The sequence below is a fragment of the Providencia sp. wls1943 genome, from assembly GCF_009706275.1.
Taxonomy (GTDB): Bacteria; Pseudomonadota; Gammaproteobacteria; order Enterobacterales; family Enterobacteriaceae; genus Providencia; species Providencia zhijiangensis.
Map to the genome: position 1 here is coordinate 132,267 of NZ_WLTU01000027.1, position 24,864 is coordinate 157,130.

At 42.8% G+C, this 24,864-nt stretch carries 22 protein-coding genes; 6 read left to right on the forward strand and 16 right to left on the reverse strand.

Annotated elements, in window-relative coordinates; translation table 11 throughout:
* Positions 1-239 precede the first annotated feature (239 nt).
* Both GKR48_RS17460 and fbpC read left to right on the forward strand, forming a co-directional pair.
* Positions 240-2,318, forward strand: a complete 2,079-nt coding sequence (locus tag GKR48_RS17460; protein WP_154628983.1) for an ABC transporter permease — start codon at positions 240-242, stop codon at positions 2,316-2,318.
* Positions 2,319-2,334: 16 nt separating this feature from the next.
* Positions 2,335-3,375: a ferric ABC transporter ATP-binding protein gene (gene fbpC / locus GKR48_RS17465; RefSeq protein WP_154628984.1), complete on the forward strand. Its 1,041-nt coding sequence runs from the start codon at positions 2,335-2,337 to the stop codon at positions 3,373-3,375.
* Positions 3,376-3,458: 83 nt separating this feature from the next.
* Here fbpC and GKR48_RS17470 read toward each other — a convergent pair whose 3' ends face one another.
* The 3 genes from GKR48_RS17470 to purL all read right to left on the reverse strand — a co-directional run bounded on the left by GKR48_RS17470 (position 3,459) and on the right by purL (position 8,436).
* Entirely contained in the window at positions 3,459-3,896 is a 438-nt protein-coding gene (locus GKR48_RS17470; protein ID WP_154628985.1) for a hypothetical protein, read from the reverse strand.
* 6 nt (positions 3,897-3,902) lie between these two features.
* Complete coding sequence (locus GKR48_RS17475) at positions 3,903-4,280, reverse strand: Panacea domain-containing protein (protein WP_230088712.1); 378 nt, start codon at positions 4,278-4,280, stop codon at positions 3,903-3,905.
* A 268-nt stretch (positions 4,281-4,548) separates the two neighbouring features.
* Positions 4,549-8,436, reverse strand: a complete 3,888-nt coding sequence (gene purL / locus GKR48_RS17480; protein ID WP_154628987.1) for a phosphoribosylformylglycinamidine synthase — start codon at positions 8,434-8,436, stop codon at positions 4,549-4,551.
* A gap of 269 nt (positions 8,437-8,705) precedes the next feature.
* Here purL and mltF point away from each other — a divergent pair, with 269 nt between their 5' ends.
* Positions 8,706-10,364, forward strand: coding sequence for a membrane-bound lytic murein transglycosylase MltF (gene mltF, locus GKR48_RS17485; RefSeq protein WP_154628988.1), 1,659 nt, complete (start codon positions 8,706-8,708; stop codon positions 10,362-10,364).
* Here mltF and tadA read toward each other — a convergent pair.
* Both tadA and leuE read right to left on the reverse strand, forming a co-directional pair.
* Positions 10,361-10,873, reverse strand: coding sequence for a tRNA adenosine(34) deaminase TadA (gene tadA / locus GKR48_RS17490; RefSeq protein WP_181477343.1), 513 nt, complete (start codon positions 10,871-10,873; stop codon positions 10,361-10,363). The genes mltF and tadA overlap by 4 nt on opposite strands.
* Before the next feature lie 87 nt (positions 10,874-10,960).
* On the reverse strand, positions 10,961-11,608 hold the full coding sequence (gene leuE / locus GKR48_RS17495) for a leucine efflux protein LeuE (protein WP_154628989.1): 648 nt from the start codon (positions 11,606-11,608) through the stop codon (positions 10,961-10,963).
* Between the two features lie 191 nt (positions 11,609-11,799).
* Here leuE and GKR48_RS17500 point away from each other — a divergent pair, with 191 nt between their 5' ends.
* Positions 11,800-12,249 carry an XRE family transcriptional regulator gene (locus tag GKR48_RS17500; protein ID WP_154628990.1) on the forward strand — a complete coding sequence of 150 codons (450 nt, stop codon included), beginning with the start codon at positions 11,800-11,802 and terminating at the stop codon, positions 12,247-12,249.
* A 293-nt stretch (positions 12,250-12,542) separates the two neighbouring features.
* Entirely contained in the window at positions 12,543-12,803 is a 261-nt protein-coding gene (locus tag GKR48_RS17505; RefSeq protein ID WP_154602652.1) for a YfhL family 4Fe-4S dicluster ferredoxin, read from the forward strand.
* A 196-nt stretch (positions 12,804-12,999) separates the two neighbouring features.
* Here GKR48_RS17505 and acpS read toward each other — a convergent pair whose 3' ends face one another.
* The 11 genes from acpS to rpoE all read right to left on the reverse strand — a co-directional run bounded on the left by acpS (position 13,000) and on the right by rpoE (position 22,781).
* The gene (acpS, locus tag GKR48_RS17510; RefSeq protein WP_154628991.1) at positions 13,000-13,383 is read right to left on the reverse strand and encodes a holo-ACP synthase; all 384 of its coding nucleotides are present in this window, start codon (positions 13,381-13,383) and stop codon (positions 13,000-13,002) included.
* Positions 13,383-14,114, reverse strand: coding sequence for a pyridoxine 5'-phosphate synthase (gene pdxJ / locus GKR48_RS17515; protein WP_154628992.1), 732 nt, complete (start codon positions 14,112-14,114; stop codon positions 13,383-13,385). The genes acpS and pdxJ overlap by 1 nt, the downstream gene beginning before the upstream one ends.
* Positions 14,115-14,418: 304 nt before the next feature.
* The gene (gene recO, locus GKR48_RS17520; RefSeq protein WP_181477344.1) at positions 14,419-15,144 is read right to left on the reverse strand and encodes a DNA repair protein RecO; all 726 of its coding nucleotides are present in this window, start codon (positions 15,142-15,144) and stop codon (positions 14,419-14,421) included.
* An 11-nt stretch (positions 15,145-15,155) separates the two neighbouring features.
* On the reverse strand, positions 15,156-16,064 hold the full coding sequence (gene era, locus GKR48_RS17525) for a GTPase Era (protein ID WP_036949437.1): 909 nt from the start codon (positions 16,062-16,064) through the stop codon (positions 15,156-15,158).
* The gene (gene rnc / locus GKR48_RS17530; protein ID WP_154602649.1) at positions 16,061-16,741 is read right to left on the reverse strand and encodes a ribonuclease III; all 681 of its coding nucleotides are present in this window, start codon (positions 16,739-16,741) and stop codon (positions 16,061-16,063) included. The genes era and rnc overlap by 4 nt, the downstream gene beginning before the upstream one ends.
* Before the next feature lie 282 nt (positions 16,742-17,023).
* Entirely contained in the window at positions 17,024-17,989 is a 966-nt protein-coding gene (gene lepB, locus GKR48_RS17535; protein WP_154628993.1) for a signal peptidase I, read from the reverse strand.
* Between the two features lie 17 nt (positions 17,990-18,006).
* On the reverse strand, positions 18,007-19,803 hold the full coding sequence (gene lepA / locus GKR48_RS17540) for a translation elongation factor 4 (protein ID WP_336431201.1): 1,797 nt from the start codon (positions 19,801-19,803) through the stop codon (positions 18,007-18,009).
* A 300-nt stretch (positions 19,804-20,103) separates the two neighbouring features.
* The gene (gene rseC / locus GKR48_RS17545; protein WP_154628995.1) at positions 20,104-20,568 is read right to left on the reverse strand and encodes a SoxR-reducing system protein RseC; all 465 of its coding nucleotides are present in this window, start codon (positions 20,566-20,568) and stop codon (positions 20,104-20,106) included.
* A gap of 3 nt (positions 20,569-20,571) precedes the next feature.
* Positions 20,572-21,522: a sigma-E factor regulatory protein RseB gene (rseB, locus tag GKR48_RS17550; RefSeq protein ID WP_154628996.1), complete on the reverse strand. Its 951-nt coding sequence runs from the start codon at positions 21,520-21,522 to the stop codon at positions 20,572-20,574.
* Complete coding sequence (gene rseA / locus GKR48_RS17555) at positions 21,522-22,145, reverse strand: anti-sigma-E factor RseA (protein ID WP_154628997.1); 624 nt, start codon at positions 22,143-22,145, stop codon at positions 21,522-21,524. The genes rseB and rseA overlap by 1 nt, the downstream gene beginning before the upstream one ends.
* 57 nt (positions 22,146-22,202) lie before the next feature.
* Positions 22,203-22,781: an RNA polymerase sigma factor RpoE gene (rpoE, locus tag GKR48_RS17560; protein ID WP_006661282.1), complete on the reverse strand. Its 579-nt coding sequence runs from the start codon at positions 22,779-22,781 to the stop codon at positions 22,203-22,205.
* 429 nt (positions 22,782-23,210) lie between these two features.
* Between rpoE and nadB the strand changes: the two genes are divergently transcribed.
* A complete protein-coding gene (nadB, locus tag GKR48_RS17565) occupies positions 23,211-24,812 on the forward strand; it encodes an L-aspartate oxidase (RefSeq protein ID WP_154628998.1) in 1,602 nt (533 codons plus the stop codon).
* Positions 24,813-24,864 lie beyond the last annotated feature (52 nt).

Below are 24,864 nucleotides of genomic sequence, written 5' to 3' on the forward strand. Positions count from 1 at the left end.
CGCCGCACTTTACCTGATTTGCTCACGTAAGACTCGCGAGCTTCGCGATTTAGTGTATTAGCTACTTACTATAAAAAATGATGCCAAATCAAAGAGTGTCTGCGCCACGCAGACGGCTCCAGCTTGGCTCACTCATTAGAACGATAATATTAATTAAGTTTATAATTATTTTCGTTATAAATCATGATATTAAATTAATGAATTATTAACTCAATAATAATGAACTTAGGGGAAAAACAATGCCTCAGACCTTAACCCTAACAGCCTCGAAGAAAAAGGACAGTATCTTCCTTTGGATTCTGATAGCTTGGCTGGGCTTCGCTCTGTTACCCTCATGGAGCCTCGACTACGGCTTATTCGACTCAACCCAAGATGAGATCTTAGCTGCGTACGGCTGGAGCAGTGTCAATATCAGTTGGCTATGGTATCTATTGCCTTCTATTTTACTGTTAAGACCCATCACTGCCGCTGATCGCAACCAAAAAACGCGTCACTATATCGACATCGCCGTGGCTGCAATTACCGCCGTTGTCGTCATTATTAGTGCCTATTTGGTAGGCACAGGATTAGGCTACTCCGCCATTACGCTGTTTATTGCATTGGGTATGATAATGACCCATGCCCTCACTCGCTTAGAGTGGCTGGGTGGCGACCAATTTGTGATTGGCTCCCTGATCACCGTTGTCGCACTGATTGCGCTGTTTATCGTATTTCCCAGTGTGGCAATTTTTATTCCGATGTTTACTGATGGGAACGGAGATTTTGCACCATTTGCATTTGTGGCTATTTTAACCCAGTCGCATATTGTTCAGGTCATCATCAACTCCGTATTCCTCTCGCTAGCCGTGGGTGTTGGCTGTACCTTCTTTGGTCTGATCCTCGCGATTTATACCACCCGAATTGCTAAGCGTTCTGCGATTATTGGTCGCGTATTCTCGATTTTACCGATTGTGACCCCGCCGTTTGTTGTCGGTTTAGGTGTCACCTTAATGATGGGTCGCTCAGGCTATATTACTGAGTTTTTAGCGACCTATATGGGGCTAGAAAATACTAACTGGTTGTACGGCTTTACTGGGATTTGGCTAGCGCAGGTTCTCGCGTTCACGCCGATGTCCTTTATGATCCTTGATGGTGCGATTAAAACTATCCATCCATCACTGGAAGAAGCGTCATACACCTTACGTGCTAACCGCTACCAGACATTCTTCAACGTGTTTATGCCACTGTTGAAACCTGCACTGGCGAACGCCTTCTTAATCGTGATTGTGCAATCCCTTGCCGACTTCAGTAACCCATTAGTATTAGGGGGTAACTTCGACGTTCTGGCGACGCAAATCTATTTCTATATCACAGGTTCCCAACTGGATTACCAAGCGGCCAGTACGTTAGGTGCTTCCTTACTTGTCTTCTCATTGCTGGTGTTCTGTGTGCAATACATGTGGATTGGTAAACGCTCTTACGTCACCGTTTCCGGTAAATCTTATCGTGGCGATGTGCAACCGCTGCCAGTTTCTCTTGTCGCAACAGTGACAACAATTCTGGGTATTTGGGTGGCGTTTAACATCTTACTGTACGGCAGCATCTTCTACGGAAGCTTCACTGTGAACTGGGGTGTGGACTACACCTTAACACTGGACAACTTTATCAAACTGTTTGGTCAAGGCATGAATGATGGCGCATGGCCGTCACTGTTAGATACCTTGTTATATGCGGGTATCGCTGCACCAATCACCGCGATTTTGGGTCTGCTTATCGCGTATATTGTGGTTCGCCAAGATTTCCGTGGTAAGAAAACCATCGAATTTACCACCATGTTGTGCTTTGCCGTACCGGGTACTGTGGCTGGGGTTTCTTACATCCTCGCCTTTAACGATACACCGTTCTATTTAACAGGGACGGCGGCAATTGTGATTATCTCCATGACCATGCGTAACGTGCCTGTGGGTATTCGCGCAGGTATCGCGGGATTAGGCCAAATTGACAAGTCGCTAGATGAGGCTTCCCTCAGCTTACGTGCAGGTTCAATGAGGACAATTTTCCACATCCTGCTGCCATTGTTACGTCCAGCAATTTTGTCGGCACTGATCTATAGCTTTGTCCGTGCTATCACCACCGTGAGCGCCATTGTGTTCTTAGTTACGCCAGATACCCGCGTTGCAACGGCGTATATCTTGAACCGCGTTGAAGATGGTGAATACGGTGTGGCGATTGCTTACGGTTCTATTCTGATCGTGGTCATGCTCGCGATTATCTTCTTATTTGACTATTTAATTGGCGAAGCCCGTGTTTCACGTTCCAAAGCCAAAAATGCACAGTAATCATGGAGTCACTGACATGACACAGAAAAGTTTCGTTGAATTAAAAAATATAACTAAGCGCTTTGGCGACAATACGGTCATTGACGATTTAAGTCTTTCCATCCCACAAGGAAGCATGGTCACCCTATTAGGGCCGTCTGGCTGTGGTAAAACCACCGTGCTGCGTTTAGTCGCCGGTTTAGAAAAACCAACGGAAGGACGCATGTTTATCGATGGCGAAGATGTCACCGACCGCTCTATTCAACAGCGCGATATTTGTATGGTTTTCCAATCCTATGCCCTCTTCCCGCATATGTCGTTAGGGGATAACGTAGGCTATGGTTTGAAAATGCTTGGCTTACCAAAGGCTGAAATCAAACAGCGCGTAGAAGAAGCATTAGAGCTGGTAGACTTAGCGGGCTTTGCAGACCGTTTCGTTGACCAAATTTCCGGTGGGCAGCAGCAGCGAGTGGCACTGGCACGTGCTCTGATTTTAAAACCGAAAGTGCTGTTATTTGATGAGCCGCTAAGTAACTTGGATGCTAACTTACGCCGCAGCATGCGTGAAAAAATCCGTGAACTGCAACAGCAATTTAATATTACCTCACTGTACGTGACCCACGACCAGAGCGAAGCTTTTGCGGTTTCGGATATGGTTCTGGTAATGAACAAAGGTAAAATAATGCAGTTAGGTTCACCGCAAGAGCTATACCGCCAGCCTGCTTCCAAATTTATGGCGAGCTTTATGGGTGATGCGAACATTTTCCCAGCCACACTCAGCAGCGATTCCGTGGATATCTTTAATTATCGTTTACCGCGACCTGCGCAGTTTATGACAGATAAAACCCAAATCACTGTCGGTGTTCGCCCAGAAGCCATCACATTAAGCAAGCAAGGTGAAGATAGCCAACGCTGTACCATCACTCATGTGGCATATATGGGCCCGCAATATGAAGTCACGGTAGATTGGCATGGCCAATCGATGCTATTGCAGATCAACGCAACTCAATTGCAACCGTCTGTGGGTGAAGATCTTTATTTGCAAATCCACCCATACGGGATGTTTATTTTAGAATAAAGGTTTTCTGTTTTAGACTTGTTATTTCAGCCGCCCTATTGGGCGGTTTTTATTTGTCTTTTCATTCATAGTTAAGTGTACAATTAAGTATGGTTATACAATTTAAACGTCCTATCCAACCAAATAAGATAAAAGGTTGAATCTTTCCTATAACCTACCATTGGCTTTTTTGCACAAAACCTAAATGCAATTAGCTCAACATCATCTGTAATATGCGGAGGAATACTCGATTTAATACAACTGCGACTTATTTTTTCAAACCCTAAACCATGCCGAGGTAAACTTTTTATTTCTGCCCACGTTATCTGGCTCAATTTAAATAGCTTATCAGATAAAGCAGCCTTTTCATCTTTCTCACAGCAATCTAAGCAATAACCTTTTTGCAAATATCTTAATGAAAAATTAGGTGGGTTATTTTCAGCAATATAACCTGTAATATTTTTTTGTATTCCTAGATTACCCTCTGATTTATTGCTGGGTTTTATGATCTTCCCATTAAATTTGCTCTTCTGCTTTTTCATGACATATTAATGCACGATTCGAGTCAAAAAAAATTGTTTCATTAAACCAATTGGTATACTGACGGGTTCTTTACCATCTATGTAAGTTTCACGCCAAGGCGCTTCTTGATAGGTCATATCCTTCAGCTTCCATGCAGAAAACTGACCATAAACATGGTAAACCTCCGCTAATAAATCCAGCTGCTCCTGAGTAAATTTACGTTTATCTAAACCGCTAAATGGCAATGGCGTTTGATCATATTTTTTATATTTTTCATATAATTTAGGGATAACTGGACCATACATCCACGCTTCAATATTTTCTTTAAACAACGCTTCATTGAGCAATGCCAGTGAGAATCCCTGCCCGTAATAAACCAATTTTTGGATTTTTAAATTGGACATTAATTCGCCACTTTCTGAATCACAACAAGACAAAAAATAATCAGCAATATCAAAACACGTAAGCATCTAACACTCCATATTGGCTTATTTTTGAATAGCAAAATAATGGAAGTTCATCGTTGAAAATTCAATACTCGTCGTTGTAACTCAAAGAAAAATAATGATTATTTTTCTATTAAAAATCTTCAAGCATAAAAAACACCCTATAAATCAGGCGACTTACAGGGTGTTTAGTTTTTAGCTTTAAATTAAAACAGGTGTTTTAATCTCAGCCTAATTGCTTACGTGCATTACGGAAAATGCGCATCCATGGACTATCTTCACCCCAGTTTTCTGGGTGCCAAGAGTTGCTCACCGTACGGAATACACGCTCAGGGTGCGGCATCATAATAGTCGCGCGACCATCCATTGATGTTACTGCCGTAATCCCATTCACAGAACCGTTCGGGTTTGCTGGGTATTGCTCCGTCACTTGACCGTAGTTATTCACAAAACGCATTGCCACCAGCGCATTATTTTCTAACTGAGTTAAGTGAGCAGGTGCACGGGTTTCTACTTGACCTTCACCGTGAGAAACCGCAATCGGCATACGCGAACCCGCCATATCTTGCAGCAGTAATGATGGGCTGTTTGCAATTTCCACTAAGCTGAAGCGCGCTTCAAAGCGCTCTGAACGGTTACGTACAAAGCGAGGCCAATACTCAGCACCAGGGATCAGGTCATGCAAGTTAGACATCATCTGGCAACCATTACATACACCTAATGATAAAGTGTCTGGGCGGTTGAAGAAGGAGGCAAACTCATCACGAACACGGTTATTGAACAGAATGGACTTCGCCCAACCTTCACCCGCGCCTAATACGTCACCGTATGAGAAACCACCGCATGCCACTAGCGCTTGGAACTGTTCAAGAGACAAGTTGCCCGCCAGTAAGTCACTCATGTGGACGTCGATAGCATCAAAACCTGCGCGATCCCATGCTGCTGCCATTTCAACGTGGGAGTTAACCCCTTGCTCACGCAGCACAGCCACTTTAGGACGAACGCCTGACGCGATATACGGCGCAGCAATATCCTCTGCGATATCGTAAGTCAGCTTCACATTCAGACCTGGGTCTTGATTGTCTTTCTTCGCTTCGTGCTCTTGGTCTGCGCACTCTTCGTTATCACGCAGGCGCTGCATTTGCCATGTAGTTTCAGCCCAGCACTCACGCAAAGCACTACGGGAACCATTATAAACGACCGTATCACGGCTATTGATGATCACCGCATCGTCATGAGTTGCAGAACCAAGATAGTGAACGCAGCCTGCTAAGCCCGCATCGTTAAAGCATTGCTCTACATATTGACGATCCACACCTTGGATTTGGATCACCGCGCCCAGCTCTTCATTGAACAACGCCGCTAAAGTGTCTTCATCAAATGAACTGATATCCACATTAATACCGCAGTGACCCGCAAATGCCATCTCCACTAACGTGACAAACAGCCCGCCATCAGAGCGGTCATGGTAAGCCAGTAATTTCTGCTCAGATAACAGTTTTTGGATGGTATTAAAGAAACCTAACAACAACGCTGGATCACGGACATCTGGCGCTTTATTACCTAACTGACGGTAAACTTGTGCCAGTGCAGAACCACCAAGCGCATTGTGACCTTGACCAAGGTCGATTAATAACAAGCCGTTATCTGCCGTAGTTTTCAGTTCTGGCGTAACCGTTAGACGAACATCTTCAACTCGACCAAATGCACTGATAATCAATGATAATGGCGACGTCATTTCACGTTCTTCACCATTTTGCTGCCAACGAGTCTTCATTGACATTGAGTCTTTACCCACTGGGATTGTCAAACCTAATGCTGGACACAGCTCCTCACCAACCGCTTTAACCGCTTCGTACAGACCTGCGTCTTCCCCTGGGTGACCCGCAGCAGACATCCAGTTAGCAGACAGCTTCACGCGCTTAAGGTCTTGCACATAAGAACAAGCTAAGTTGGTCAGTGCTTCACCCACAGCCATACGCGCAGAAGCGGCAAAATCCAACAGTGCCACTGGCGTTCTTTCGCCAATAGACATTGATTCACCATAATAGCTATCCAAACTTGCGGTTGTCACCGCGCAGTCAGCGACTGGGATCTGCCATGGACCAACCATTTGGTCACGTGCAACCATACCCGTCACAGTACGGTCACCGATAGTGATTAAGAAGGTTTTTTCTGCCACAGCTGGTAAATGCAGAACACGCTTAACAGCTTCCGTTAAATCGATAGCGGTTCTATCCAGTGATTCAGGCTCGGCTTTCAGTGTCGTCACATCACGCAGCATTTTTGGCGTTTTGCCCAGCAATACATCCAGTGGCATGTCGATAGGCTGGTTGTCAAAGTGCTCATCATTAAGGGTTAAATGACGCTCTTCCGTTGCTTCACCGATCACAGCAAACGGTGCGCGTTCGCGCTCACAAATCTCTGTGAATAAGGCTAATTGCTCTGGCGCAACTGCCATCACATAGCGCTCTTGGGATTCGTTGCACCACACTTCCAATGGGCTCATTCCCGGCTCATCATTCAGAATTTTACGCAGTTCAAAGCGACCACCACGACCGCCATCGCTCACCAATTCAGGCATTGCGTTGGATAAACCACCCGCGCCAACATCATGGATAAACAGAATTGGGTTTTTATCGCCTAGCTGCCAACATTTGTCGATCACTTCTTGGCAACGACGCTCCATTTCGGCGTTGTCACGTTGAACAGAAGCAAAATCAAGATCCGCCGCAGATTGACCGGATGTCATTGATGATGCAGCCCCACCGCCTAGACCGATATTCATCGAAGGACCACCGAGAACGATTAGCTTAGCGCCAACAGTAATTTCGCCTTTTTGAACGTGATCTGCACGGATGTTACCAATACCGCCTGCTAACATAATTGGCTTATGGTAACCGCGTAATTCTTCACCATTATGGCTATTGACTTTCTCTTCATAGGTACGGAAATAACCTAATAAAGCGGGACGCCCAAATTCGTTGTTAAATGCCGCGCCGCCTAAAGGACCTTCCGTCATAATATCGAGTGCGGTCACAATACGCTCTGGCTTGCCAAAATCTTCTTCCCAAGGTTGTTCAAAACCCGGAATACGTAAGTTGGAAACGGAGAAGCCGACTAAACCTGCTTTTGGTTTTGCACCACGACCTGTTGCGCCTTCATCACGAATTTCACCACCAGAACCGGTTGCAGCTCCCGGCCATGGAGAAATTGCCGTTGGGTGGTTGTGAGTTTCCACTTTCATCAAAATATGTGCATCTTCTTGATGGTAACGATAAGTACGTCCATCTGGCTCAGGGAAGAAACGACCTACTGAAGAGCCTTCCATTACTGCCGCATTATCTTTATAGGCAGACAGAACGTGATCTGGCGTTTTTTCGAAAGTATTTTTGATCATTTTAAACAGGGATTTTGGCTGTGTTTCCCCATCAATAATCCAATCCGCATTGAAAATTTTATGGCGGCAATGCTCTGAGTTTGCTTGCGCAAACATATACAGCTCAACATCCGTTGGGTTACGTTTTAACCCTGTGAATGCCTCTAATAGATAATCAATTTCATCGTCGGCTAACGCTAAGCCCATCTCTTTGTTAGCAGTATCGAGTGCTTGGCGTCCGCCTGCGATAATATCAATCACTTTCATTGGGGCTGGCTGCTGCTGAACAAATAGCGCTTCGGCTTGTTCAAAAGAGGCAAAAACCGTTTCCATCATACGGTCATGCAACAGACTGATGACCAGATCCCACTGCTCGCTTGTCAGTGAGTCGGCTTGAATATAATAGGCAACACCGCGTTCAATACGTTTAACCTGTGTTAAGCCACAGTTATGCGCGATATCCGTTGCTTTAGAAGACCAAGGAGAGATAGTTCCTGGGCGTGGGGTGACTAAAATCAGTTTTCCAAATGGCTCATGCTCTGCCAGAGAAGGACCATATTTTAACAAACTACTCAGTTTACCTTGCTCACTGCTACTTAATGGGGCTGATAGCTCAGCAAAATGCATATATTCAGCATAGATATCCGTTACAGGGAGCTGTTTTTCAGCAAACAGCGCCAAAAGGCGGGTAATACGAAATGCTGATAGTGCCGGTGAGCCACGCAAAATTTCCATAGTCTTAAATTCTCTCTTTTAAACGCCAGCCCTGATCATGAAAGCAGGGAAACCGGAGTCCATTATAGAGCAATGTTCATCAATACGAAACCGTTTGCGTGACTAAAAATAGAGCGATTAGTTAAATATTATTATGTGCTAAATACGATAATATTAGTTGCACCGATCATCATTGTTAGAGCAAAATACGAAACCACTGGATTTATAACCATGATTAAACAGTTTTTATTAAGCGCACAACACCAGTTCCCTACACGAGAAATAATTATTTGAATAACCTAAAAGTTAACTATTTTATTATCGTGGTCATCGCCTTACTTGCTACCATGATCATTGGCTTCAATGTCCGATGGCCGAATACGCAAAACACCCTAGTCGATAAAATTATCTCTCGAGGGGAATTACGTATTAGCGCAGTAAATTCGCCACTTATCTATATTAATGAGCAACATCAGCTACGTGGCTTCGACTACGAGCTAGCTCAAGGCTTTGCCACGTACCTAGGTGTTAAACTAAAAATCATTATCCGCCCCACTATCGAGCAAATTTTTGATGATATCGACAACAATGATGCTGATATTGCTATGGCAGGATTGCTGTATAACAAAGACCGTTTAGACACGATGAAAGCTGGTCCAAGCTATTTAAACGTGACTCAGCAATTGGTTTATCGTAAAGGGAAACTTCGTCCAAAAACCTTCAATGACGTGAAAGGGAAACTGGTTGTTATCACTGGGAGTACTCACGCCAGCACATTAAAAGCACTTTCGACGCAATACCCTAATCTTAAGTGGGAAGAAAGCAGCGACTATACACCAAGCCAGTTATTAGAAATGGTGGCCGAAGGTGAAATTGACTATACCCTTGAGGATTCTATCGCAATCTCTTTACAACAACGTATTCACCCGAAAATCGCTGTCGCATTTGACTTACGCGATGACCATGCCATCACATGGTATATGAGCCGCAAACATGACTATAGCCTAGATGCCGCTCTGCTCGACTTTTTTAATATCAGTAATCAAAATGACTCACTCGCCCGCTTGACCGAGAAACATTTTAGTCACGTAGAATCCTTTGATTATTTTGATACGATTACATTTATTAGTGCCATTAACAATAAATTACCTGATTATCAGCATTTATTTGAAAAATATGCCGATACTGTCGAGACCGTCGATTGGAAATTATTGGCAGCTATCGCTTGGCAAGAGTCCCACTGGGATCCCCTTGCAACCTCCCCTACTGGTGTTCGTGGGATCATGATGCTTACCAAACCAACTGCGGCAACGATGGGAATTGAAGATAGATTAGACCCTGAAGGAAGCATCAAAGGTGGGGCAGCATATTTGTCGTACATCATGAAACGCTTACCCGACTCTATCGCTGAAGATGACCGTATTTGGTTTACCCTTGCAGCCTATAATATGGGCTATGGGCATATGCTGGATGTGCGTAAATTAACGCAAAAGCTGGGTGGCAACCCTGACCGTTGGCTTGATGTTAAAGCGAATTTGCCCCTGTTAACACAACCAAAATATTATTCTCAGCTCACGTATGGCTATGCTCGAGGACACGAGGCTTATCGTTATGTGGAAAATATTCGCCGCTATCATCAAAGCTTAGTGGGTTATTTGCAGAGTCAGGAGAAAAAACAGAAAACCTTAGAGATTGCGAAGAAATCTCACGTTTATGTCGTGGTACCCAATGAGAATACTCAGCTCTCATCTTATGTGATGCCTGATATGGTACCAGCCAAATTGGAGGTCGCGCCAAAAGCGTCAGCTAATTTAGGTGTGTTTTATGCCAGTGAAAATAATCGTGCACAAAATCACTCCCTAGGGAAATATATTCTAGCAAAACCAACACGCTCGAGTTCCATCGATAATGGCGTAGTCCTACAAAGGGAACCACCGATTGATGACTAGTTCTCGGGGTTTTGAGCCTGTTTTTCTTGGCGTCTCTGTTCTTTAATTTGTGCTCTGCGCATTCTAAAAAATTCGCTGAGCATGGATGAGCAAGTTTCTTCAAGTACACCACTCGTCACTTCAACATAGTGATTTAAACCTGGCTGCGACATGATATTCATGAAGGAGCCACACGCTCCCGTTTTAAAATCTTTCGCACCATATACGACCCGACCGATGCGGCTATGGATCATCGCTCCAGCACACATAATGCAAGGTTCTAAAGTGACATACAGTGTTGTGTCTAATAAGCGGTAATTCTGTAGCGCGGTGCCCGCTTTTTGTAAGGTAACAATTTCAGCATGGGCGGTAGGGTCGTGGTTTTCAATGGAGTGGTTCCAGCCTTCTGCCACTAGTTGGTTATCTTTGACCAGTAACGCACCCACAGGGATCTCCCCGGCATCTTGAGCTTTTATTGCTAGCTCAAGGGCTTGAGCCATCCAATACTCATCGATTTCTAATTGCGTCACTCTAGCCTCTCATTCATCCACACTCGAAAAGTTGATTATTACGAAATGTTAAAGTGACTGCAAATTGAATCTAATATTAATCAATAACTAATTACTAAAAATGGCAAGTTTCGCAGCGAACCCCATAAAGAATGCACCTACAGTACAATTTCCCAGTTTCGCCAAAATCTGCTTTTCCCGTAAAAAGCGGGCGATCAAGTAGCCACTGAATATCAATAAGCTTAGATACAAGAAGCTAACCGTTTCTAAGATAACTGCTAATACCATGTACGGAACCCAAGCATGGCTATAATTGAAGTCAATAAATTGAATAAAGAACGAAATATAGAACAAAATCGCTTTCGGGTTCGTTAAGCTAAGTACCAAAGCTCGAGTAAAGTAATTTTCTTTTCTTACTTCAATCTGCTCTACCCCTGCTGATAACGGTTTTTTCTGCCAAAAGGTTGCATATAGGATTTTGCATCCTAAGTACAAAAGATAAGCCGCCCCTAAGTATCTTACGATAGTAAACAGTGTTGGAGAGGCTTTGATGACCGAGGCAACACCAATGAATGAAAGAAAAATCAGTATTGCATCCCCCGTGAAAACACCGATTGCAGCACGATATCCCGCTTTAGTCCCATGTGAAGTACTTGATTTTAATACATACAGTGAGTTTGGACCGGGTACAATGATGATAAGCACCAATCCCGCTAAGTAAGTCCAGAAATTCAATACCCCTAGATTTTCAAACATGACCACTTCCTAATTGTTTTTTCTTATTACTATCACAGTTAAGAACCATTGTGAATATTCTACTTTTATTAATTTTTAAATCATTTGAATATATAAAACAAACTAATAAATAACATTATTTTTAAAATCTCTCTCATTAAATATGATTAACACGCACTTCAGTTTTCATAATTTAAATAAGAGGAATAAATATGGCTTTTATTAGAAGAACCGTGCAAACAAATATCTTTGAAGAATTTTATCCAACAACGCTCGCATTCAGTGCTGCTAAGAAAAATTACTTCTTAGGGCATTCAAAAGATAAATCTTACATGATCTACAACATGACAGACGCAGGAAAAATCGAACCTACTGTCGTTGTACAAAAAGGTAAATTAAAAACCTACCTGCAAAATATTCAAGCCTTCTACGATCCAACACAGAACAAGCAATATCTGTACGGTTATAATCTCGATGAGAAAGTTATCGATGTTTATCAAATCGCCGATAATGCCAGTATCGTGCTGATGTATTCTGAGGAGTTCACCATTGAAGACTCGATTAAATCAGCGACCTTCTTCATCGTTAATGGTGTACTGTGCTTCTATACGCAATCTGATAAAACTAAAAACTGGTATATCTATAACTTAATTAATTATTAATTTAATATTTTCTATTAATTTTTAATTGCCTTACCCAATAAGAGCTTAAATTTAAGCTCTTATTTTATTTTTATAAATAAAATCATCTTTATATTATTAATTCCGCTTTACTTATAGACCATCCACTTTGAATCACACTTAAAACTCTTGATTATTCTGCTTGTTCATTACTATTTTTTTGCTAAGTATATTCGTTCACTCACACACAATTCAGTGTCTAATTGATTTACTTCAGTGTAAAATGGCGTTCGAAAACGTATACTACTGGTTTGAATCTGATATAACTAATTGAAATGGCACTATTAATTACTAAAAAATGCATTAACTGCGATATGTGTGAACCCGAATGCCCAAATGATGCAATTTTCATGGGGTCGGAAATCTATGAAATAGATTCTAACCTGTGTACTGAATGCGTTGGGCACTATGATAAACCTACTTGCCAGTCAGTTTGCCCCATAACGAATACGATTATTACAGACCCTGAACATGTTGAATCCCAAGAACAACTCTGGGATAAGTTTGTCATGATCCATCACGCCGATAAAATCTAATTTCGCCAATACGCTGAATACATTTGTTAAAGTGACGATGGCTCAGCTCTGCGATATTCAATTTTTGTTTTACTAAAAACATCCATCCGTTGAAGCACACTTTCATTAAAGTACTATTTCATTAAAGTACTATTTCATTGAAGTACTATTTCGTTGAAACATTGCCGACCGAAAACAAGTCGGCAATGAGTAATGCCTACAGACTTTCAATAATCACTGTTGCAGCCGCATAGTGCCGCTCATCAGTAATCGAAACATGAAAATGCGTGGCTTTTAAATTATTGGCTAGTTTTAACGCCTCACCACTCAGTGAAAGTAACGGTTTACCTAGCTCATCGTTTGTGATTTCAAACTGATTAAAAGCCAAACCATTACGGATCCCCGTACCTAATGCCTTAGCCGCCGCCTCTTTCACTGCAAATCGCTTAGCAAGAAAACGCGCAGGCTTAGCTTGTTGCTGATATTGTACATATTCATGTTCTGTTAAAATACGCTTCGCTAAGCTGTCAGCGGAGCGCTCAATGACAGATTCAATACGCGTAATCTCAACAATATCTGTACCTAAACCTACAATAGCCATTATTTACGCGCTTCTGTGAGTAAGTTTTTCATGTCTGATACAGCTTGAGCTAGACCGCTAAACAGAGCTCGGCCAATAATCGCGTGCCCGATATTCAGTTCATAAATTTCAGGCAGTGCTGCGATACGTTGAACATTATGGTAAGTCAATCCATGTCCCGCATTCACTTTAATGCCTTTACCCGCGGCATAGCCTACGCCATCACGAATACGACGAAATTCAAGCTCTTGCTCTTGTTCAGTTTTAGCATCCGCGTATGCGCCTGTGTGAATTTCAATAAATGGTGCCCCACACTCTTGAGCCGCATCAATTTGTTCATGATCCGCATCGATAAATAAAGAGACTAAAATACCCGCTTCGGTCAATCGTTTTACTGCGGATGCGACTTTTTGTTTTTGCCCTGCAACATCAAGCCCACCTTCAGTAGTCACCTCTTCACGCTTTTCAGGAACTAAGCAGCAATAAGTCGGCTTAATACGACAAGCAATGTCAATCATCTCTTCTGTGACTGCCATTTCAAGGTTCATGCGCGTTTGAATGGTTTGGTTGAGCAGTTCAACGTCTCTATCGGTAATATGGCGGCGATCTTCACGTAAGTGAATAGTGATCCCGTCAGCTCCAGCTTGCTCAGCAACAAATGCTGCTTGAACAGGGTCAGGATATTGTGTTCCTCTTGCATTTCTAACAGTTGCAATGTGGTCAATGTTAACGCCCAATAACAGCTCAGCCATGTTTAACTCCCTATGAATAAACAGTCACTTATTTCTTGTCTGCCATATCCTACTGCAATTTATCGTATTGGGGGAAAAAATATCTCGTTCTTCCTCGCGGATTCCAAAGCAATAATAATATTTCATCAATTACATTCATGTTTTGGGAAGCGCCTCGAAGAAAATGGATAGGACGAAAACTTTGTCTAGATTGCCTGTAGTTTTGCGGTTACAACAGTCCGCAGTTGGAAAGGTATATAGTTGGAAATGCTCGCAGTAATAACAAATAGAAAAAATAGCGTCATAAAACAAAATCAATTAATTGTTATGACTTCGCCATATTCTGAGAAGGGATAATAAATTGCCTGAAGAGTTCACGGCTTTTAAGGGGTTTACCGCCAAGATAAGGTTTCAGTGCCATGCGGGTAAACCGTTTAGCGGCTTTTAAGGTGTCCGCATCTGGGAATTCGCGTTCGGCTAACGCTCTTAATTGCTTACCCGTGAATGTGAGTTGGTCAACAATTAGGCTGCCAATAAACCCTTTTTCTTCACGGTAACGGTAGGTCATGGTGTCTGAAACCGGCTCACCACTGCCCGCACAATGTAAAAAATCTACGCCGTAACCGAGATAAGACAGCAAAGCGAGCTCGAACTGGCGTAAAGCAGATTCAGGCGTGCGTTCACTCCCGGCTAAAACTTGCAAGCAATTGAGGTAATCAAAAAATAGAGATGAATACGGTGTGCCAAACTCAATAACCCGAGCGGTAAGTTCATTAAGGTATAAACCGCTATATAAAACAGTACCACTAAGAGGGAGAGCAAGAGAGACAGGATCAGCATTGATGAGGGTTTTGATTTCACCTTTGCCACTCCAACGGATCAACAAAGGTGTAAAAGGCTGCAAGCAGCCTCTTAATGGTGAGCGGTTGCGTCTCGCACCCTTTGCTAGCAAACGAATTTTTCCTTCCCCTTCCGTGAAAAAGTCAATCAATAGACTCGTTTCACTGTAAGGACGGGAATGGAGCACAAACGCGCGTTGCCAACCACTCACGATGTCACCGATTATTTTAAATCGTCAACATAGCCCAGACTGCGCAGTGCCCTTTCGTCATCTGCCCAACCGGATTTAACTTTAACCCAAAGCTCTAAGTGAACTTTAGTTTCAAACAGACGTTCCATATCAATACGAGCTTCGGTACCAATGGTTTTCAGCTTGCTACCTTTATTACCGATAACCATTTTTTTCTGACCTTCACGCTCAACTAAGATCAGTCCGTTGATATGGTAGCCACCCTTATCCATCTCTTTAAACTGTTCAATTTCAACAGTCACTGAGTATGGTAGCTCGTCACCTAAGAAACGCATCAGTTTTTCACGAATAATTTCAGAGGCCATAAAACGCTGAGAGCGATCTGTAATATAGTCTTCAGGGAAGTGGTGAATAGCTTCAGGGATGTGCTGCTTCACAATCTTCGCGATGGTATCAACGCCAGTGCCTTTTTCTGCACTGATTGGCACCACGTCCAAGAAATTCATTTTTTGGCTGATCATACCGATGTGTGGCAGTAAGCTGGTTTTATCCACCACATTATCAATTTTGTTGATCGCCAAAATGACTGGGCAACGCAAGCTAGATAGCTTGTTCAGCACCATTTCATCATCAGGTGTCCAATGGGTACCTTCAACCACAAAAATAACCAATTCAACATCGCCAATAGAGCTGGATGCTGCGCGGTTCATCAAACGGTTAATTGCTCTTTTTTCTTCAATATGAAGACCTGGGGTATCAACATAGATAATTTGGTAATTATCTTCTGTATGGATCCCCATAATACGGTGGCGAGTTGTCTGCGGCTTTCTCGATGTGATCGAGACTTTTTGCCCCAGTAACTGATTTAACAGTGTTGATTTCCCAACATTTGGTCGTCCAACTATGGCAACAAAACCACAGTGGGATTGTAATTCACTCATTCAATCTCCAAGATTTTCAATGCTTGTTCTGCTGCGGCTTGCTCCGCTTTACGGCGGCTTGAACCTATGCCGTTAATCGGCTCTTCAATGCCGCTCACTTGGCAATGGATCGTAAATTCTTGATCATGAGCTTCACCTTTCACATGTACCACTAAATAGTTTGGTAGTGGAAGATGACGCCCTTGCAGATATTCTTGTAGCCGCGTTTTCGGGTCTTTTTGTTTATCACCCGGACTAATTTCATCCAATCTTACTTTGTACCATGCCAGAATGATCTGTTCGATAGTTTGAATATTACTATCAAGGAAAATCCCGCCAATTAAGGCTTCAACGGTATCAGCTAAGATTGATTCTCGGCGGAAACCGCCACTTTTTAATTCACCCGGGCCTAAACGTAAACATTCACCGAGTTCAAATTCACGGGCAATTTCTGCCAGTGTATTTCCACGCACTAACGTTGCGCGCATACGGCTCATATCACCTTCATCCACTTTAGGGAAACGATGATAGAGATCGTTAGCAATCACAAAACTGAGAATTGAATCACCCAAAAACTCCAGTCTTTCATTATGTTTGCTGCTAGCACTTCTATGAGTTAATGCCTGAATTAATAAATCATTTTGCTGGAATGTATATCCCAGCTTACGCTGTAATTTTTCTAACAAAGAGGGGTTCATGTGCGCCCAACCATTCTACGTTTAATAAAAAAGCACACGCAACAGACCTGTAAAATCAGCTATTTTACAAAACTGTTGCGTTTGCACTGACTTCCTCCGACCATCACCCGTAAGCAATTGATATTCGAAAAATAAATTTTATGAATTATCGGAATTTAAGGAGAATAGTTAATAATTAGGAAGTCAATAATGTTTAAAACAACATTATTGTACACTGGGTAAAATAATAATGCTTATGATAATGCGAGTTTTCTCATGAAAACCCGCATTGTCTGAAATGAATTATAGAGGACCAATTCGGCTAAAGCGAATACCTGTAGGCCATTCGTTCTCTTGTTTATCTAAACTTAACCAGATAAACACCGCACGGCCCACTAAATTTTGCTCAGGAACAAAGCCCCACATACGGCTATCAGAGCTGTTGTCTCTATTATCACCCATCATAAAATAGTGTTTCTCAGGTACAATCCACTCATTAAGAGGTAAACCTGGTTGTACATATTTTGATTGAGTAATGTAGTTATTAATCGTCAAAATTTGGTGCGTAACGGTATCTAATTTCTCACTTCGGCCATATTGACGCAGTGAGTTATTCGGTACCGCTTGGTCTACTGGGATTTGATAGTTACCATATTGATTATCAACCACGGAGCTATTTTCAAATACCATTGTCCATTCACTTGGCTCTAATGGGCCATAAGTAACCGGTAATTTTTCTGTGCATTTATTGTCTGCACAGTTAGGGTAAATAGTCAGCTCTTTCGCTTCTGGGTTATAAATGATTTTATCCCCCGGCAAACCAATTACACGTTTCACGAAGTCTACATTTGGCTCTTTCGGGTATTTAAATACCGCAATATCTCCACGATTAGGCTTACCCGTTTCGATTAATGTGGTTTGAGTAATTGGATCTTTCAATCCATAAGAAAACTTCTCAACCAACATAAAATCGCCAACTAAAAGTGTTGGCATCATCGAACCTGATGGGATTTGGAACGGCTCATAAATAAACGAACGAACAACCAAAACAATGGCTAACACAGGAAAAATTGAGGTTCCCGTTTCCAGCCACGACGGACGACGAACCGCTTTCGCAAGTTCATCTTCATTCATTGAGCCGTTTGTTACTTCCCGCAATTTTTTAAGTTTCGCTTTACGTGCTGGCGCAAACTTAAATTTATCTAAGCACCAAATAATCCCTGTCACTAGCGTAGCCAGTGTGAGGATCAGGGCAAATGTGTTAGCCATTAAGACTCCTTGTAAACTTAGCTGTCTTTACCAACGTGCAATATAGCAAGGAACGCTTCTTGTGGGAGTTCAACGTTACCCACTTGCTTCATACGTTTCTTACCATCCTTTTGCTTCTGTAACAGTTTCTTCTTACGGCTAACGTCACCGCCATAACATTTGGCAAGAACGTTTTTGCGCAGCTGTTTCACTGTAGAACGAGCAATAATGTGGTTACCAATTGCTGCTTGGATAGCAATATCAAACTGTTGACGTGGAATAAGCTCTTTCATTTTTTCCACCAGCTCACGTCCGCGGTACTGTGAGTTGCCACGGTGAGTGATCAGCGCTAATGCGTCGACACGTTCGTTGTTGATTAACACATCCACACGCACCATGTCTGACGTTTGGAAACGCTTGAATGAGTAATCCAAAGAAGCATAACCACGAGAGGTTGATTTTAAACGGTCAAAGAAATCCAGCACCACTTCTGACATCGGAATTTCGTAGGTCAAAGAAACCTGATTTCCGTGGTAAACCATGTTGGTTTGTACGCCACGTTTTTCAATACACAGAGTGATAACGTTACCTAAATACTCTTTAGGCATCAGCATATGACACTCAGCGATAGGCTCTCTTAACTCTTCGATGTTATTCAGCGGTGGTAATTTCGACGGACTATCCACATAAACAATCTCGCCATTAGTTTGCTGCACTTCATAAACTACCGTTGGCGCTGTAGTGATTAGGTCGAGATCGTATTCACGCTCTAAACGCTCTTGAATGATTTCCATGTGCAGTAAGCCAAGGAAACCACAACGGAAACCGAATCCTAATGCTGTTGACGTTTCTGGTTCATAGAACAAGGAAGCATCGTTCAGGCTTAATTTACCCAATGCATCGCGGAAAGCTTCATAGTCATCAGAGCTAACAGGGAACAGACCCGCATAAACTTGAGGTTTCACTTTTTTGAAGCCCGGTAATGCTTTATCTGCTGGGTTACGAGCACCTGTTAAAGTATCCCCAACTGGGGCGCCAGTGATGTCTTTGATCGCACACACTAACCAGCCTACTTCACCGCAGTTAAGCACATCACGGTCAACTTGTTTTGGTGTGAAAATACCGAGGCGATCCGCGTTATACACGTTGCCCGTACTCATCACTTTAACTTTGTCGCCTTTTCTCAATATACCATTTTTAATACGGATCAGAGAAACAACACCTAAATAGTTATCGAACCAAGAGTCGATAATCAGCGCTTGTAACGGTGCATCACCATCACCTTCTGGTGGTGGAATTTCTTTCACTAAACGTTCGATAACATCTTGAACACCGATACCGGTTTTCGCAGAACAACGAACAGCATCATGGGCATCAAGACCCACAATGTCTTCAATCTCATCAGCAACACGCTCAGGATCAGCGGCTGGTAAGTCAATCTTGTTCAGGACTGGAACCACTTCCAAGTCCATTTCAATAGCTGTATAGCAGTTCGCTAAGGTTTGAGCTTCAACACCCTGCCCTGCATCCACAACTAATAATGCACCTTCACACGCCGCCAATGAACGAGAAACTTCATAGGAGAAGTCTACGTGTCCTGGGGTGTCGATAAAGTTCAGTTGGTAAGTTTCACCATCCGCCGCTTTATAATCGAGCGTTACGCTCTGTGCTTTGATGGTGATACCACGTTCACGTTCCAGATCCATAGAGTCTAAAACCTGAGCCGCCATTTCGCGGTCAGTTAAGCCACCACAGATTTGAATAATACGATCTGACAACGTTGATTTTCCGTGGTCGATATGTGCAATGATCGAAAAGTTTCTGATGTTTTTGATTTTCAAGGTAATATCTTCTTTTAAATTGCCTTACAAAATCAGTTTTGAGCAAATTTTGCCGCAAAACTAAAATGCTATGATTATCACAAGATTGCTAATTAGCAGCATTTTACATACAAGAACCCACTAACACAAAGATTCAATGTAAAACAACTGTAAACTTGCCAAAGTTGAATGAGTTACTTATTTCATTTTTCTTCGTTTTTCTTCATTTTTGAGCGACTAAAAACAAAATCGCCTGTAGTAAAAAGCTTATGTCGTGAAAGCTTAACTACAGGCGATGATGTGCGACAATGGCATTCAACAATGTGATTGAACGCTAATGTCGCCAGGGGGAAGTCCTATTTGTAAGACGATAGGCTGGAAATCGATTTTATTGCGCCAACGTGCAGCCATTTCTCGCGCAGTGAAAAAGCCAGCAAACCCACCGAAAATTCCCGCTAATGCGACCCAAACTTGCTCAAATTCAGCTAATTGAGCCAATGCGGCAAATAAAAACAATCCAACCAATGGCGTTAAATAGACTAACATCGCAGAACGCAGTAAGCTCCCTTCAGGAATACCCACTTCAATTTTTTGCCCAACAACCAAAGGCTGCTCAACTTCAATTTCCAATTCGTGCTCTGTGTTAGGCCCTATTTTGTTTAAAGCATATGAACCACAAGCAGCACGAGCGCTACAACTTCCACATCCGGCTGAAGAGCCATAACGTAATAATGCTCGGCCTTTCTGCCATCTAACCACCGTTGCCCATTCTTTTACCATGATTTACTCCCGAAACTGAATGCTACTCGCAATTAACTGGGATGTTGATAGCGGTAACTCCCCTATTATCGTAATCACATTTTGCTTTTGAGTCATGGTGTAAATTGTGCGGCGACCATTTTGTCGCGGCTGATCCAGTAAAGGACCTTTCGATGTTTTTGTCACATTAACCGAAAAGGTAAATAGCCCATCGCTGAACATTGCCGTTTCAATGATGTCATCATCGCTTAATTTTCGCGTAGAGCGAGACACTTCCTCAAAGCCTGGAGGCAGCATTCCCACCCGCCATTTAAACGATGGATTTTCGTTTTTCGGCGACACTAATAATGGTGGTAAATTTACATTACTGAGAGATTTCAATGAATCTTGTACATTTTTACTATCTAAAACAGTCGAAATTACCCGGAACTGTTCCAGTGTTTGATTATTGTTGTCGAGCAAATCAACACGCAGTGGCAGTTTAGTTTCTTCATCGATTAATAACACATAATTAAATCGAGAATTATCTTTTGAAATAATGCGCATGACTAATGCGGGTCTATCACCAATATGCGTACGACCAGCATCGATAAAATTATAATAAGGCTGAATTTTTTGGTAATCCGCAAAAAGTACCGTAGGTAAGTTATCAATGATATGTTCACCATTTAAGCTAAACGCATCGAATCCCGGTTCAAAATAACTAATTCGGTTACCATTTTGCACTATCTCTCGGCGAGATGAATCCATCTGGATCATTTGAGAAATAGGGACTCCATTAATAATCGCGTGACGATAGCGCACTGGAACGATATTTTGCGGATTGAATGTCATAAACGACATTTCATAGGACAGGTTCTGGGCAGCCGTTCCCATTTCTTTGAAAAGAACATCGGCATCCGTAGATGATGCCGATGCTTGATTAGACATAATCAGGCTGCCCGTCAGGCAGAAGACGGATAACCATTTATTCATTATTGCAGTTTAACCCCTGCTGATGCGGTATTTTTATCACTGTCTTGATGCGGCTGATTCAGCATTGAACGTCTTTCAATTTCATACTGTTGCAGCATGGCATTGATACGTTGATTTTGTTGTTCGATTTGCTGAGATTGTTGCTCAGTACCAAACAATTGGCTATCTGAAAGATTTAAGCTAACTGGCGCACCACGTCCGACTGGAACGGTATTAAATACAGGATCATCCACAGTAGAATCGACGCTATTGCTTTGATTGTATTGTTGAACACCCACAATTACAGCGAGTGATACACATGCAGCCACACCGATTTGCGTAATTTGGCTAGCCCATGGACGAATTTTGTTCCAAAACGGGAAGCCACTCCAGCTTTCTGGCTCTGGTTGTGATTCAACAACTGCTTGAGGATTAATTCGCACCGCTTCATTTTCCAGCGCTGCCGCAACTTTACTTGCAATATCAAAATGAATGACATCGCCTGTATCATTACGCAGAGTATCACGAACAAGATGATAGCTCTCCCAACGTTGCTTTAACGTTGAATCACATGAAATGGTGTTAATAAGTTCTAAATCTAGAGCTTCACCATCCATCATTGCGGAAAGTTTCTCTCTTTGCATGCCCAATTACCTTCAGTTAATTGCTCACAGTTAAACAGTAACTCGCGACCCAACCAATTAATGTTGTTGGATCAACGGCTGAACTTTTTCATCAATTGCTTCCCTCGCTCTAAAGATCCGCGATCGAACTGTACCCACAGGGCAATCCATCACTTCGGCTATCTCTTCATAGCTTAAACCATCAAGTTCACGTAGCGTGATTGCCATTCGAAGATCTTCTGGCAGAGACTCAATGGTACGAAAAACAACTCGCTTTAATTCATCAGACAACATTAAGTTCTCTGGGTTCGAAATTTCTTTTAATGCGCCGGCGGACTCGAAGTTTTCTGCGTCGCTCGCTTCCAGATCTGACGCGGGAGGACGTCTATCTTGCGCGACTAAATAGTTCTTTGCCGTGTTGACAGCAATTCGATAAAGCCAAGTATAAAAAGCACTGTCGCCACGAAACGAACCGATTGCACGATAAGCCTTAATAAACGACTCTTGTGCGACATCAGGCACATCCGCTTGCGGTACATAACGAGAAACGAGACTTGCAACTTTATGCTGGTATTTAATCACCAATAAATTGAAAGCTTGTTGATCGCCTTTTTGTACTTTCTCAACCAATATTTGGTCTGTCAGCTGCTCGCTCATTCCAGGAACCATCTCCTGAACACAGATTGATAATGACTTAACTTGTTCATCTTCTCCCTTCCTTAAGCAAGCCTAACTTCGAGTAATAAAAACTGATGAAGTTCAATTTATTCCAAAAATAATCGAAAATAATTTCAAAAAATGAGATCAAAGTTTCTTAATCGATCCCATTGATCCTTGTGAGCACTACCTAATAGTATACACAAAACAGGCATATCTACGGCATGATTACGTGGAATTTATTCATTCACATTGGCACTTATCATGTAGCCGATGGTTTTTTCCAAATAAACGATGATTTTCCAAATAACTCAAGTGTAGCTAAATAAAACGGTTCTTTGGGAACTCAAAATGCGATTAATACATAGTCACAGGCAGCTCGATAGGCTAACATAAAATTCTCTATAGAAACACAGCACACAAACACTTATGAACGCATCCACACAGCATGACACTGATATTTTAATCATTGGAAGTGGTGTCGCAGGATTATCAGCCGCACTCCGGCTCGCGCCCTTTCATCAAGTTACTATTCTCAGTAAAAGCACCCTCAATGAAGGTGCATCTTATTATGCTCAAGGCGGAATAGCCGCCGTTTTCGATGATACAGATAGCATTGAGTCCCATGTTAATGACACGCTTGTAGCTGGTGCAGGGATCTGTGAAAAGAGCGCCGTCGAGTTTATTGCATCAAACGCCAAACATTGTGTTCAGTGGCTCATTGACCAAGGCGTCTTATTTGATACTGAAGTCAACGAAACAGGGGAAACTCAGTATCACCTCACCCGAGAAGGCGGGCATAGCCATCGCCGCATTCTGCATCACGCGGATGCCACCGGAAAAGAGGTTGAAACCACGCTGGTTAATCTTGCTTTCGAACACCCGAATATCCAGATCAAAGAACGCTACAATGCGGTTGATCTGATCCTCGAGGACAAAAACCAACAGAACGCCCGCTCCCGCATTGTCGGTGCCTATGTTTGGAATCGCCAAAAAGAGCAAGTCGAGACTATTCGAGCAAAAACTATCGTCTTAGCCACGGGTGGCGCTGCGAAAGTTTATCAATACACCACTAACCCCGATATCTCATCCGGTGATGGTATTGCCATGGCATGGCGAGCAGGTTGTCGCGTAGCGAACTTGGAATTTAACCAGTTTCATCCAACCTGTTTATTCCACCCGCAAGCACGTAATTTCTTACTCACTGAAGCTTTACGTGGTGAAGGCGCTTACTTAAAGCGCCCTGATGGCAGCCGATTCATGCCAGATTATGACGAGCGCAGTGAATTAGCACCGCGAGATATTGTCGCCAGAGCTATCGACCATGAAATGAAACGCCTCGGGGCGGACTGCATGTATCTCGACATCAGCCACAAATCCCCAGACTTTATTAAGAACCACTTCCCCACCATTTATGCCAAGTTGCTCACCTTAGGTTTAGATTTAACCCAAGAGCCGATCCCGATAGTTCCCGCAGCTCACTATACCTGCGGCGGCGTCGTTGTTGACCCAACCGGCATGACAGATATACCAAATCTGTATGCGATTGGTGAAGTGAGTTATACCGGGCTACATGGTGCCAATCGTATGGCGTCTAACTCATTACTTGAATGCCTAGTTTATGGATGGGCTGCCGCAGAAAATATTATCAAAACGATCGACGAGATCCCTGCAATTTCTGCACTCCCTGAATGGGATGAAAGCCGAGTTCATAATTCTGATGAACAGGTTGTAATTCAGCATAACTGGCATGAATTACGCCTATTTATGTGGGATTACATGGGGATAGTAAGAACCACAAAACGCCTTGAACGCGCTTTGCGTCGTATTCATTTACTTCAGCAAGAAATTAATGACTATTATGCTAATTTCCGCATCTCCAACAACTTACTGGAACTGCGCAACTTAGTCCAAGTTGCAGAGTTAATGGTGCGTTGCGCCTTAGAACGTAAAGAGAGTCGCGGTTTGCACTATACCCTAGACTACCCTGAGTTATTACCGGAGTCTGGCCCCACCATTTTAACTCGCTAACACTAACCGCCTATCGGTATCTTTAACCACAGATAGGCGGTTAATACTTAGC

Coding starts and splice junctions, on each gene's coding strand:
- rnc (WP_154602649.1), bottom strand. CDS start 16,741: ATGAACCCCTCTTTGTTAGAAAAATTACAGCGTAAGCTGGGATATACA.
- nadB (WP_154628998.1), top strand. CDS start 23,211: ATGAACGCATCCACACAGCATGACACTGATATTTTAATCATTGGAAGT.
- leuE (WP_154628989.1), bottom strand. CDS start 11,608: ATGTTTGAAAATCTAGGGGTATTGAATTTCTGGACTTACTTAGCGGGA.
- era (WP_036949437.1), bottom strand. CDS start 16,064: ATGAGTGAATTACAATCCCACTGTGGTTTTGTTGCCATAGTTGGACGA.
- acpS (WP_154628991.1), bottom strand. CDS start 13,383: ATGGCTATTGTAGGTTTAGGTACAGATATTGTTGAGATTACGCGTATT.
- GKR48_RS17460 (WP_154628983.1), top strand. CDS start 240: ATGCCTCAGACCTTAACCCTAACAGCCTCGAAGAAAAAGGACAGTATC.
- fbpC (WP_154628984.1), top strand. CDS start 2,335: ATGACACAGAAAAGTTTCGTTGAATTAAAAAATATAACTAAGCGCTTT.
- pdxJ (WP_154628992.1), bottom strand. CDS start 14,114: ATGGCTGAGCTGTTATTGGGCGTTAACATTGACCACATTGCAACTGTT.
- rpoE (WP_006661282.1), bottom strand. CDS start 22,781: ATGAGCGAGCAGCTGACAGACCAAATATTGGTTGAGAAAGTACAAAAA.
- GKR48_RS17470 (WP_154628985.1), bottom strand. CDS start 3,896: ATGAAAAAGCAGAAGAGCAAATTTAATGGGAAGATCATAAAACCCAGC.
- GKR48_RS17475 (WP_230088712.1), bottom strand. CDS start 4,280: ATGTCCAATTTAAAAATCCAAAAATTGGTTTATTACGGGCAGGGATTC.
- rseB (WP_154628996.1), bottom strand. CDS start 21,522: ATGAATAAATGGTTATCCGTCTTCTGCCTGACGGGCAGCCTGATTATG.
- GKR48_RS17500 (WP_154628990.1), top strand. CDS start 11,800: ATGGCTTTTATTAGAAGAACCGTGCAAACAAATATCTTTGAAGAATTT.
- rseA (WP_154628997.1), bottom strand. CDS start 22,145: ATGCAAAGAGAGAAACTTTCCGCAATGATGGATGGTGAAGCTCTAGAT.
- GKR48_RS17505 (WP_154602652.1), top strand. CDS start 12,543: ATGGCACTATTAATTACTAAAAAATGCATTAACTGCGATATGTGTGAA.
- purL (WP_154628987.1), bottom strand. CDS start 8,436: ATGGAAATTTTGCGTGGCTCACCGGCACTATCAGCATTTCGTATTACC.
- rseC (WP_154628995.1), bottom strand. CDS start 20,568: ATGGTAAAAGAATGGGCAACGGTGGTTAGATGGCAGAAAGGCCGAGCA.
- lepB (WP_154628993.1), bottom strand. CDS start 17,989: ATGGCTAACACATTTGCCCTGATCCTCACACTGGCTACGCTAGTGACA.